We start from the raw sequence: 11686 nt of genomic DNA, 5'->3' as shown, positions 1-11686 counted from the left end.
GTTGCCGCGCTGGAGAAAGACGTCCGCGCCTGGATCACCAACTGGAACGAGAACCCCAAACCCTTCGTCTGGCGCAAAACAGCCGAGGAAATCCTCGACTCCCTAGCGAAATATATGGCGAAAATTTCGGGACCGACACACTAGCCTTCCATAGCCCCGATGCCGCGTGGTCGAGGGGGCAGGCTTGTCGTCGAGATAGGTCCAGCCCGTCACACAAAGCTCGGGTCCGCACCCCCGGAAGTTCCGGTGGACGCAGACCCGATCCGGTCTGTGCGATGCTGCCTCAGGCGGTGAGGCAGCTGGGCCCCAGCAGCGCCTTCAGGTCACCCATCAGTGCCGATGACGGCGAAACCCGCAGTTTGTCATCGAGTTTCAGCAACGTGGTCCTGTCACCCGCGCCGACGAGGCGCAGGTGCACATCCGAGGTGCCCGGGTGGCTGGTCAGCACCCGCTTGAGCGCGCCGACCTTGTCCGGCGTGCACATGCGGGTCGGAATGGTCACTGCGAGCGGCTTGGCGACGCCGATGGCGGACAGGTCGGGGACGGCGAGATCGTTGGCGATCAACGAGATCCGATCGTCGCGGACCGAGACGCGGGCCTTCACCAGCACCACCGCGTCCTCGACCACATCCATGCCGTACACCGAGTAGGACTGCGGGAAGAACAGCACCTCGATGCCACCGGTGAGGTCCTCCAGCTGCGCGGAGGCCCAGGCCAAGCCGTTTTTGTTGATGCGACGGTTCACCGAGGCGAGGATGCCGCCGATGGTCACTTGGGTGCCGTCCTTGATGTCGCCTTCCAGAATGGCGGGGATCTGTGTATCCGCCTGTGCCGCGAGCACATGCTCGATGCCGTTGAGCGGATGCCCGGACACATACAGCCCGAGCATCTCCCGCTCCAGCGCGAGCCGGTGCTTCGATTCCCACTCCTCGTCGGGCACCTTCACGTTGAACACCGAGGTCACCGACTCGTCCGCGTCCATACCGCCGAACAGGTCGAACTGACCGATCGCCTCAGCCTTCTTGGTGGCCATGACGGCGTCGATGGCGTCGGAGTGGATCAGCAGCAGGCCCTTGCGCGGGTGCCCGAGCGAGTCGAAACCGCCCGCCTTGATGAGAGATTCGGTGACCTTCTTGCTCGCCGCGATCGCGTCGATCTTGTTCAGGTAGTCGGAGAAGTCGGTGAACTTCGACTTGTCCTTGCGCGCCTGGATGATCGAGGCAACGACGTTCGCACCGACATTGCGCACCGCGCCGAGGCCGAAGCGGATGTCTTTGCCGACGGAGGCGAAGTTCTGCTCGGATTCGTTGACGTCCGGCGGCAGCACGGTGATGCCGAGGCGGCGGCAGTCCGAGAGGTAGACCGCGGCCTTGTCCTTATCGTCACCGACAGAGGTGAGCAGGCCCGCCATGTACTCAGCCGGGTAGTTGGCCTTCAGGTATGCGGTCCAGAACGAGACGAGGCCGTAGCCCGCGGCGTGCGACTTGTTGAACGCGTAACCGGCGAACGGAAGAATGGTGTCCCACAGCGCCTTCACCGCAGCCTCGGAGAATCCGTTCGCGGTCATGCCCTCGTGGAAACCCTTGTACTCGGCTTCGAGGACCTCGAGCTTCTTCTTACCCATCGCCTTGCGCAGCGCGTCGGCCTTGCCCATCGAGTAGGAGGCGACCTTCTGTGCGATGAACATGATCTGCTCTTGGTAGACGATCAGACCGTAGGTCTCGGCGAGGATGTCCTCCAGCGGCTTCTCCAGCTCCGGATGGATCGGTTTGATCGGCTGACGCCCGTTCTTACGGTCGGCGTAGTCGTTGTGCGCGTTCATGCCCATCGGACCGGGGCGGTACAGCGCGAGCACGGCGACAATGTCGTTGAAGCCGGTGGGCTGCATCCGGCGCAGCAAATCTCGCATGGGACCGCCGTCGAGCTGGAAAACGCCGAGAGTGTCACCGCGCGAAAGCAATTCGTAGGTCGCCGGGTCGTCCAGCGGCAGGTTGTCCATGTCGAGATCGATACCGCGGTTGGCCTTGATGTTGTCCAGCGCGTCACCGATCACGGTGAGGTTGCGCAGGCCGAGGAAGTCCATCTTCAGCAGGCCGATGGCCTCGCAGGACGGGTAGTCCCAGCCGGTGATGATCGCCCCGTCCTGCGGGCGCTTCCACACCGGGATGGCATCCATCAGCGGCTCGGAGGACATGATCACCGCGCAGGCGTGCACGCCCGCGTTACGGATCAGGCCCTCCAGCCCGCGCGCGGTCTCGTAGATCTTGGCGACATCCGGGTTGTTGCCGATGAGCTCGCGGACCTCGGCGGCTTCCTTGTACCGCTCGTGGTCGGGGTCCATGATGCCCGAGAGCGGGATGTCCTTGGCCATGATCGGCGGCGGCAGCGCCTTGGAGATCTGGTCGGCGATGGCGAAGCCGGGCTGGCCGAACTGGACGCGCGCGGAGTCCTTGATCGCGGCCTTGGTTTTAATCGTGCCGAACGTGATCACCTGGGCAACCCGGTCCGTGCCCCACTTCTCGGTGGCGTAACGGACCATCTCACCGCGGCGGCGATCGTCGAAGTCGATATCGATATCGGGCGCGGACGGGCGCTCCGGATTCAGGAACCGCTCGAACAGCAGGCCGTGCGGCAGCGGGTCGATATTGGTGATGCCCAGCGCGTAGGCCACCAGCGAGCCGGCCGCCGAACCACGGCCGGGGCCGACCCGGATGCCTACCTCCTTCGCGTGCGCGACGAGGTCGCCCACGACGAGGAAGTAGGCCGGGAAGCCCTTCTGCTTGATGACGTCGAGCTCGAAATAGGCGCGGCTGTAGTACTCCTCGGGCACCCCGTCGGGGAAGCGACGCGCCAAGCCGCGGTCGACCTCTTTGCGCAGCCAGGAATCCTGGTCCTCGCCCTCGGGAACGGGGAAAACCGGCATGCGGTCCTTGAAGGCCCATACATCGTCGTAGGACTGGACCCGCTCGCCGATCAGCACCGTGCTGTCGCACGCGCCGGGCACGTCGGCGTCCCAGAGCGCGCGCATCTCCTCGGCGGATTTCAGGTAGTAGCCGTCACCGTCGAACTTGAACCTGGTCGGGTCCGAGAGCGTCTTGCCGGTCTGCACACACAGCAGCGCCTCGTGGTTGCTGGACTGATCCTTGGTGACATAGTGGCAGTCGTTCGTGGCCAGCGGGCGGATGCCGAGCTGCTTGCCGATGTTCAGCAGTCCCTCGCGAACCCGGCGCTCGATGGACAGACCGTGGTCCATCACCTCCAGGAAGAAGTTGTCCTTGCCGAAGATCTCCTGCCACTTGGCCGCGGCCTCCAGCGCCTCGCGCTCGTGGCCGAGGCGAAGGCGGGTCTGCACCTCGCCGGACGGGCAGCCCGTCGTCGCGATGATGCCTTCGGCGTACTGGGCGATGATCTCCTCGTCCATGCGCGCCCACTTGCCGAGCTGACCCTCGATGGAGGCCAGGGAGGACAGGGTGAACAGGTTGCGCAGGCCGGTCGCGGTCTCGGCGACCATGGTCATGTGGGTATAGGCGCCCGAACCCGAGACGTCGTCGCCCTTCTGGCTCGGGTCACCCCACTGCACTCGCTTGGTGTCGAACCGGGAGCCGGGCGCGATGTAGGCCTCGATGCCGATGATCGGTTTGACGTCGTGCTTCTTGGCGGAGTTGTAGAACTCCGACGCCCCGTACATGTTGCCGTGGTCGGTCATGCCGACCGCGGTCATGCCCAGCCGTTTCGCCTCGGTGAACAGCGGGGAGATCTTGGCCGCGCCATCGAGCATGGAGTACTCGGTGTGGTTGTGCAGGTGAACGAACGATCCGGACGAGGCGGCCAAGACGGTCCTTCCTCCCAAGGTCTCGACGGGGGTTGGCTGGACCGATTCTAGGGGTCGCCACCGACTGGTTCGTCCAGGCTCGCTGGCGCATCGCGGACGCCCGGCGTGTCGGTGGTGAAGATCACCGGCGCGTCCTGCCGACTCGCCGTGTGAGCGGCTGATTTCCGCGAGTGTCGGGTTGTCCGGGCGGACTTGCGCCGGAGGAATTCCCGGCCGGACCGATCGTTGTCGAGCACCGCCACCTGCACGTCGACCACTCCGGTCGGCGGCAGTCCGCGCGGATCGCTGGGAGTTCCGGCGGACCCGGCCATGGTCGTAGCACGACTGTAGGCTCGGTCTCCCTCCCCGGCGACGGTATCGGGCGCGTTGTGCGGGGATGGACGCATGGCACGACAGAGACTGATGTCCCCCCAAACTTGTGGAGGTGTCCATGAATTCGACGAAAGCACTGCTCACCGTTTCCGCCACGGCCTTCGCGGCCCTGCTCGCGGCCGCCGCGCCCGCCGCGGCGGCCCCGGAGGGCAAGTTCGCCACTGTCTATACCCTCGCCCAGGGACCGTGTGTGGGGCAGGTCGACGCCTCGGTCAACGGCAACGCCTACCCGAACCAAGCTGCGTTCACCGTGAGCTCGACATTGTTCGGCGTCGGGCCGTGCACCCTGCCGATCACGCTGAACTGGCGCAACCTCGACACCGGTACCACGGGCGTGTACGCCGTGACTGCGCAGGGGCCGGGATACTGGGGCAACAGCGGGCACTCCGCGCTGTTCGCGCCCGGCTCCGGCCGGTTCACCGCGACCGTCACCATCGGCGCGGGACACCTGCCCGAGCTGGGCACAGTCGAGTTCACCGTGCCGCCCTACCAGGGCTAGCCAGTCCATACCGAACCGCGTCCGCGTCGTCGGCGGGGTCCGGGTTCCGCCGCCCGCTTCGTGCGGCGGAACCCGACACCGCCCCGCGGACGGGTTCGCTACCGCGATAATCAGCGCATGGACTCCCCCCGCCAGTGCCCGCGATGACCACCGCGCTCGCCGTCGCTGTCGCCGCGGCGCTGATCGCCGGTGCGCTGCTGATCTGGCTGCGAACCCACCGGGTGGTGACGACGCCCGCCGAGCGGGCGGTGCATTCGGCGCTGCACACCGCGTCACTCGCGGCGGTCCCGCTGCGGCGCGGGCTCACGAGGGAATCGGCGCACGAGGCTGCGCCACATCTACGCGCACTCACCGGCGCCGAGGCACTCGCCATGGCCGACGCCGACGGCACACTGCTGGCCTGGGAAGGACCGCACGCCGAGCTGGCGGAGTACTTCACCGAAGCCGCCGAGCGAGCCGTCGCCGGCGAACGGCCGGTGCTCATAGCCGGACCAGGGCGCGGCGAGCACGCCGGACGTACCCTGATCGCGCAGCCGCTGCTGATCGAGTCCACCGGGGCGGCCGGGGTGCTCGGCGTGGTGACCAGCGGACAACCCGGTCCCGGCTGGCTCGGCGCGGTCGCCGAGGTGGCGCGGTATGCCTGCGGCCAGCTCGAATTGGCCGAGCTGGACGCGTCGCGGGCCCGGCTCGACCGCGCCGAGGTGCGCGCACTGCGCGCCCAGATCAGCCCACATTTCATCTACAACGCGCTGAACACCATCGCTTCGTTCGTCCGCACCGACCCGGCGCGGGCCCGCGAGCTGATCCTCGAGTTCGCCGACTTCACCAGGTACTCCTTCCGCGCCGCTGGCGAATTCACCGTGTTGGCCGACGAACTGCGCAATATCGAGCGGTACCTGGCACTCGAGCGGGCCCGCTTCGGCGACTCGCTCGAGGTGCGGCTGCGGATCGCTCCGGAGGTGCTCGGCGTCGTCCTACCCTTCCTCGCGCTGCAGCCGCTGGTGGAGAACGCGGTGCGGCACGGGCTGGCCGCTACGGCGCAGGGCGGGGGCACGGTCAGCATCGTCGCCGCCGACGCCGGCACCGACTGTGTGATCAGCGTCGAGGACGATGGCGTCGGCATGGACCCGGACCTGCTGCGCTCCGGCGCGCTCGACGCCGCGGACGCCGCGACGGGCGCGGCAGGGTCCGGCGAGTCCGCGCACGTCGGGCTGGCCAACGTCGATGACCGGCTGCGCGCGGCGTTCGGCAACGACTACGGCCTGGTCGTCGAAACCGCGCCTGGTGCGGGCACGAAGGTCAGCCTCCGCGTCCCCAAATTCCGCGCGGGCATCCGGGCATGAGTCCGGCGCGCCCCCAGGAAGCGATGGATCGTGATACCCGAGCCACGGCCGGAAACCCAGCGCATACGATGGACCGATTGTGACCCGCGCGACCGGTAACTCGACGGGCGCGCTGCGCGTGCTCGCCGTGGACGATGAAAAACCCGCTCTGGACGAGCTGGTGTACCTGCTGCGCGCGCGATACGAGATCGGCGAGATCCACGCGGCGGGCGACGCGACGAGCGCGCTGCGGGTGCTGCGGGCGCATACGGTCGACGCCGTGTTCCTGGATATCAATATGCCGGGGCTCGACGGTATGGAGCTGGCCGGGATCCTGTCGGAGTTCGCGAATCCGCCCGCGGTGGTGTTCGTGACCGCGCACGACGATCGCGCGATCGCGGCATTCGACCTCGGCGCCGTGGACTATCTACTCAAGCCGCTACGCGAGGCGCGGCTCGCCGCAGCGGTACGGCGGATCGCCGTGACGCGCAGCGCGTCACACCACCACCCCATCGGGGAAGCGCAGGCCGATCCGAGCGAGGTCATACCCGTCGAGCTGGGCGGGGTGACCACACTGGTGCCGCGCTCGACCGTGAGCTGGGTGGAGGCGGACGGGGACTACGCGCGGCTGCACACCAGTGGCGGCTCCCATCTGGTGCGGATTCCGTTGTCGGCGTTGGAATCCCGATGGCAGAACGCTGGGTTTCTCCGGGTGCACCGGTCGTATCTGGTCGCGCTGCGGCTGGTGACCGGGATGCGTACGGTCGGCAGCGGGACGGTGGTGTGCCTGCGCGCCGAGGGCCACGCGGCGGCGGTCGAATTGCCGGTCAGCCGCAGGCAGGTGCGTGAGTTGAAACAGCGGCTGGTGCACGACCCACGGCAACGGTGGGGCAACCAGTGACCGGGCCGCAGCGTCCGGTGCGGCAGCGGGTAGTGCTGTCGCAGCGGCGCGGAGCGCGGCGGGTACGCACCAGGGTGGAGGTGGCCGAGCAGACCGGGATCGGCGAAGCGCTCATCGGTGGCCTGATCCGCGCACAGCTCGGGCTCGCACTGCGGCTCGGCCTGGTGACGGTCGCCGTGTTGTGCGCGCTACCCGTGTTGTTCCAGATCGGCCCGGTCGGATCGGTGGTGGTGCTGGGGGTGCGGTTGCCGTGGCTGCTGCTCGGCGGCGCCGTGTATCCGCTGCTGTTTCTGATCGGCCGATCGTATGTGCGCCAAGCCGAGCGCAATGAACAGGACTTCCTGGAGCTGGCCGAGGATTGACATGCGCTCGTACCGAATCGTCCGCGCGATACCGCCGAAGCGAACCACGGGATACCTCCGCGGCCTCGCCGGCACGAAATCTGCCCGGATCCACGAGTCCGTTTCGGCGCGGGCCACGTTGCGCCGGGGTTCGGCGTGACCGCCGGCCCTGCCCCCGCGCTGACGGTGGCCGCATTGGTGCTCGCCGCGCTGGCCACGGTCGCGATCGGCGCGTACGGAGTACGCCTCGCGCGCACCACCTCCGACTTCCTGGTCGCCTCGCGCAGCGTGGGATCGCGGTGGAACGCCGCCGCGATTTCCGGCGAATATCTTTCGGCCGCTTCGTTCCTCGGTGTCGCCGGGTTGATTGCGAAGTATGGCGCGGATGGGCTGTGGTACCCGGTGGGCTTCACCGCCGGATATCTCGCGCTGCTGCTGTTCGTCGCGGCCCCGCTGCGGCGCTCGGGCGCGTACACGGTGCCCGACTTCGCCGAATTCCGCTTGGGCTCACTGCGCTTGCGCAGGCTGGCCGCGACCGTCGTCGTGCTGGTGTGCGCCGTGTATTTGATTCCGCAGTTCCAGGGGGCGGGATTGACGCTGCACTTTGTGCTCGGCGTCCCGGATTGGGTGGGCGCGGCGGCGGTAGGCGTGATCGTGATCGCGAACGTGGTGGGGGGCGGGATGCGGTCGATCACGCTGGTCCAGGCTTTCCAGTACTGGTTGAAGCTGACCGCGGTGGCGATTCCGGCGCTGGTGCTGCTCGGGCACTTCTTTGTCGAGGACCATGCGCTCGGCGCGCCCGCCCCACCTGTGGTGGCCGAACGCACCGTGGTCGACGTGACCACCGACGTGGTGGTGCAGGTCGGTGCGCCGCAGCAGGTTTCGATCACGGGCACCCTCGACGACCACACGGTCGACGGTCCGGTCCAGCTGACGGCTGGTGAGCACGAGCTGGCGGGAGGCACGCGGCTGGTACTGGACGCGGGCGCCGCGGTGCCGGTCGTCGCGGGCGCTCCCGTGGACGGCGCGGGCTGGCTGGCACCGGGCGGCGGCCTCGGCGGGCCGCATCCGACCTATCAGGTGTACTCGCTGATCCTCGCCACCTTCCTCGGCACCATAGGGCTGCCACATGTGCTGGTGCGCTTCTACACCAACCCCGACGGAAGGGCCGCCCGCGCGACAGCGCTCGCGGTGATCGGCCTGGTCGGCCTGTTCTACCTGTTTCCGGTGCTGCTGGGCGTATTCGCGCGGCTGTACGTGCCGCAGCTACTGATCACCGGGACCTCCGACGCCGCGGTGGTGTTGCTGCCGGGGTCGGTACTGGGCGGGCTACCGGGACAACTGCTCGCGGCGCTGGTGGCGGCAGGTGCGATCGCGGCGTTCCTGTCCACCTCGTCGGGACTGCTGGTAAGCATCGCGGGCGTGCTCAGCACCGACATGCTGCGCGGGCGGATTCGCGACTTCCGCACGGCGGCGCTGGTCGCCGGCGCGGTGCCGCTCATGCTGTCGCTGACCGTCGTATCGCTGGATCTGTCGCGCACCGTCGGCCTGGCCTTCGCGGTGGCCGCATCGACACTGTGCCCGCTGCTGGTGCTCGGTATCTGGTGGCGCGGGCTGACCGCGATGGGCGCGGCCGCCGGTCTCGTCGCGGGTGGTCTCGCGGCGGGCGCGGCGACGGTCGTCTCGGTCACCGGCGGGCTGTCGGACGAGGTGGCGGACGGATGGCCCGCAGCGATGCTCGGCTACCCTGCGGCGATCAGCGTTCCTGCCGCGTTCGCCATCATGGTGCTGGTCAGCAAGTTCACCCGCGGGCTCGGCAGCAGAAGCGTCGGCCATATCTTCGTCCGGATGCACGCGCCGGAGCGCCTGGGAATGGGCGCCGACCGCGAGCGCGGCCTGCGCTCCGACTGACCGACCGCGGTGCCCCTTCCAGACAGCCGTCGAACACGGCCCGCGCTGGAACCGTTCGTCGCGCCGCATCGACCGCTCACCGCAGATTCAGCCACCTTCATGGAGTGATTCACACCACATATTCCGGTCCATGGGAGCGGCTGGCTACCGTCCTGACGACGTAAGCCATGTCACACGCTAGGACCATTATGACCAGTATCGATCTCGACGACACCGCCGCGCGGCGGGCGCCGGGCGCAGCAGCCTTCGCCGAAGTCCAGGCCAGTCCCCAGTTCCAAGAACTGCGAACGCGCCTGCGCCGCTTCGTGTTTCCGATGACCGCGCTGTTCCTGCTCTGGTACCTCGGCTACGTGCTGCTCGGCGCCTACGCGCACGACCTGATGTCCCACGCGGTGGTCGGCGACATCAACGTCGGATTGCTGCTCGGGCTCGGCCAATTCGTGTCCACCTTTGCCATCACCGCGCTGTACGTTCGGTTCGCCAATCGGGAACTGGATCCGCGCGCGGCAGCCATCCGGGACTACCTCGAGGGGGATCGGGCGTGAGCACCGTGCACATCTACGCGGCTGCGGCGACGGTCGGCAACCCGGTCGCCAATATCGCTATCTTCGCCGCCTTCGTCGCGATCACCATGGTCGTGGTGATCCGGGCCAGCCGCAACAACGCCACGGCCGCCGACTACTTCACCGGAGGGCGCGGCTTCTCCGGACCGCAGAACGGCATCGCCATCGCGGGCGACTACCTCTCGGCGGCAAGTTTTCTCGGGATCGCCGGCGCCATCGCGGTCTACGGCTACGACGGGTTCCTCTACTCCATCGGTTTCCTGGTCGCATGGCTGGTCGCTCTGTTGCTCGTCGCCGAGATGCTCAGGAACACCGGCAAATTCACCATGGCGGACGTGCTGAGCTTCCGGCTGAAGGAGGGCCCGGTGCGCACCGCGGCCGCACTGTCCACGCTAGCGGTATCGCTGTTCTATCTGCTCGCTCAGATGGCGGGCGCGGGCGGGCTGGTCGCGCTGTTGCTGGACATCTCCGACAAGACCGGGCAATCCGTCGTGATCGCCGTAGTCGGCCTTCTGATGATCGTATACGTGCTGGTCGGCGGCATGAAGGGCACCACGTGGGTGCAGATCATCAAGGCAGTGCTGCTGATCATCGGCGCCGCGCTGATGACGGTGATGGTGTTCGCCAAGTTCGGATTCAACTTCTCCGACATCCTCGGCTCCGCGCAGGACGCGGTGTCCGGCTCGACGAACAAGGGTGTCGCCGCCCGCGACGTGCTCGCGCCGGGAGCGCAGTACGGCGGCAGCGAGACCTCGAAGCTCAACTTCGTCTCGCTCGGGCTGGCGCTGGTGCTGGGCACGGCGGGCCTGCCGCATGTGCTGATGCGGTTCTACACCGTGCCCACCGCCAAGGAGGCGCGCCGGTCAGTAGTGTGGGCGATCGCACTGATCGGCGCGTTCTACCTGTTCACCCTGGTACTCGGCTACGGAGCGGCCGCGATCGTCGGCCCGGACCGCATCCTGGCCGCCGCGGGCGGGCAGAATTCGGCGGCGCCGCTGCTGGCATTCGAACTCGGCGGCGTCGTGCTGCTCGGCGTGATCTCCGCGGTCGCCTTCGCCACCATCCTCGCGGTGGTCGCGGGCTTGACCATCACCGCGTCGGCGTCGTTCGCCCATGACATCTACGCCAACGTCATCAAGCGAGGCAAAGCCGGTGAGCGCGAACAGGTTCGGGTCTCACGGATCACCGCCGTGGTGATCGGCGTACTGGCCATCGCCCTCGGCATCCTCGCCAACGGGCAGAACGTGGCCTTCCTGGTGGCGCTCGCGTTCGCGGTTGCCGCGTCCGCGAACCTGCCGACCATTCTGTACTCGCTGTTCTGGCGGCGGTTCAACACCACCGGCGCACTGTGGAGCATGTATGGCGGCCTCCTCTCCACCATCGTGCTGATCGTGTTCTCCCCCGCGGTCTCCGGCACCAAGTCCTCGATGCTGCCCGGGTCGGATTTCGACTGGTTCCCGCTGTCGAACCCGGGAATCGTCTCCATCCCGCTCGCGTTCCTGCTCGGCATCGTCGGGACTTTCGTCGGAGGCAGGTCCGAGGCCTCGGGCAAGGCCGCCGAGATGGAGGTCCGCTCGCTTACCGGCGTGGGCGCCGAGAAGGCGGTGGTGCATTGATCATTGTCCAGTGTCCCTTGTCCCCCTTAATTTTTCGTTAGGAGCTTCGTGTGACCCGCGCTACCACCGATGACCGCGACACTGCCCACGCCGCGTACCCGCCCAGCGCGGACTTCGCCGCCGACGCGAACGCCGACGCGACGTGGTACGACCAGGCTCGAGCCGATCGGCTGGACTTCTGGGGCGAGCAGGCCGATCGGCTGCACTGGTATCGATCGTTCGACCAGGTGCTGGACTGGAGTGCCGCGCCGGTGGCGAGGTGGTTCGTCGGTGGCACGCTCAACGTCGCCTACAACTGCGTGGACCGGCACGTCCTGGACGGACAGACA

General features: G+C 67.8%; 10 protein-coding genes. 8 read left to right on the top strand and 2 right to left on the bottom strand.

The genetic code is table 11. The features are described from left to right. Positions 1 to 283 precede the first annotated feature (283 nt). Complete coding sequence (gene dnaE / locus AB4Z47_RS29990; RefSeq protein WP_441955964.1) at positions 284 to 3832, bottom strand: DNA polymerase III subunit alpha; 3549 nt, start codon at positions 3830 to 3832, stop codon at positions 284 to 286. A gap of 47 nt (positions 3833 to 3879) precedes the next feature. Next, the gene (locus AB4Z47_RS29985; RefSeq protein ID WP_441955963.1) at positions 3880 to 4143 is read right to left on the bottom strand and encodes a hypothetical protein; all 264 of its coding nucleotides are present in this window, start codon (positions 4141 to 4143) and stop codon (positions 3880 to 3882) included. Positions 4144 to 4262: 119 nt separating this feature from the next. Here AB4Z47_RS29985 and AB4Z47_RS29980 point away from each other — a divergent pair, with 119 nt between their 5' ends. From AB4Z47_RS29980 to AB4Z47_RS29945, 8 genes are all read left to right on the top strand, one after another. After that, on the top strand, positions 4263 to 4703 hold the full coding sequence (locus AB4Z47_RS29980) for a hypothetical protein (protein WP_441955961.1): 441 nt from the start codon (positions 4263 to 4265) through the stop codon (positions 4701 to 4703). Positions 4704 to 4846: 143 nt separating this feature from the next. Next, positions 4847 to 6046: a sensor histidine kinase gene (locus tag AB4Z47_RS29975; protein ID WP_441955959.1), complete on the top strand. Its 1200-nt coding sequence runs from the start codon at positions 4847 to 4849 to the stop codon at positions 6044 to 6046. Between the two features lie 79 nt (positions 6047 to 6125). Continuing rightward, a complete protein-coding gene (locus AB4Z47_RS29970; RefSeq protein WP_441955957.1) occupies positions 6126 to 6926 on the top strand; it encodes a LytR/AlgR family response regulator transcription factor in 801 nt (266 codons plus the stop codon). After that, complete coding sequence (locus AB4Z47_RS29965) at positions 6923 to 7288, top strand: hypothetical protein (RefSeq protein WP_441955955.1); 366 nt, start codon at positions 6923 to 6925, stop codon at positions 7286 to 7288. The genes AB4Z47_RS29970 and AB4Z47_RS29965 overlap by 4 nt, the downstream gene beginning before the upstream one ends. Positions 7289 to 7423: 135 nt before the next feature. Further along, entirely contained in the window at positions 7424 to 9178 is a 1755-nt protein-coding gene (locus AB4Z47_RS29960; protein ID WP_441955953.1) for a sodium/solute symporter, read from the top strand. A gap of 188 nt (positions 9179 to 9366) precedes the next feature. Next, positions 9367 to 9723 (top strand): DUF485 domain-containing protein, encoded by a 357-nt coding sequence (locus tag AB4Z47_RS29955; RefSeq protein WP_441955951.1) that lies wholly within the window; start codon positions 9367 to 9369, stop codon positions 9721 to 9723. Between the two features lie 5 nt (positions 9724 to 9728). Next, positions 9729 to 11357: a solute symporter family protein gene (locus AB4Z47_RS29950; RefSeq protein ID WP_441955966.1), complete on the top strand. Its 1629-nt coding sequence runs from the start codon at positions 9729 to 9731 to the stop codon at positions 11355 to 11357. A gap of 50 nt (positions 11358 to 11407) precedes the next feature. Then, positions 11408 to 11686: acetyl-coenzyme A synthetase N-terminal domain-containing protein (locus AB4Z47_RS29945; protein WP_441955949.1), on the top strand; the 279-nt coding region annotated here is incomplete at its 3' end.

Origin of the sequence: Nocardia sp. 2TAF39, assembly GCF_052114905.1 — a bacterium.
Lineage (GTDB): Bacteria > Actinomycetota > Actinomycetes > Mycobacteriales > Mycobacteriaceae > Nocardia.
This window is presented reverse-complemented; position numbering and strand designations above follow the sequence as displayed.

Excerpts from the sequence above, each read along its gene's own strand:
- AB4Z47_RS29985 (WP_441955963.1), bottom strand. The coding sequence starts at position 4,143 with ATGGCCGGGTCCGCCGGAACTCCCAGCGATCCGCGCGGACTGCCGCCG.
- AB4Z47_RS29980 (WP_441955961.1), top strand. The coding sequence starts at position 4,263 with ATGAATTCGACGAAAGCACTGCTCACCGTTTCCGCCACGGCCTTCGCG.
- AB4Z47_RS29975 (WP_441955959.1), top strand. The coding sequence starts at position 4,847 with ATGACCACCGCGCTCGCCGTCGCTGTCGCCGCGGCGCTGATCGCCGGT.
- AB4Z47_RS29955 (WP_441955951.1), top strand. The coding sequence starts at position 9,367 with ATGACCAGTATCGATCTCGACGACACCGCCGCGCGGCGGGCGCCGGGC.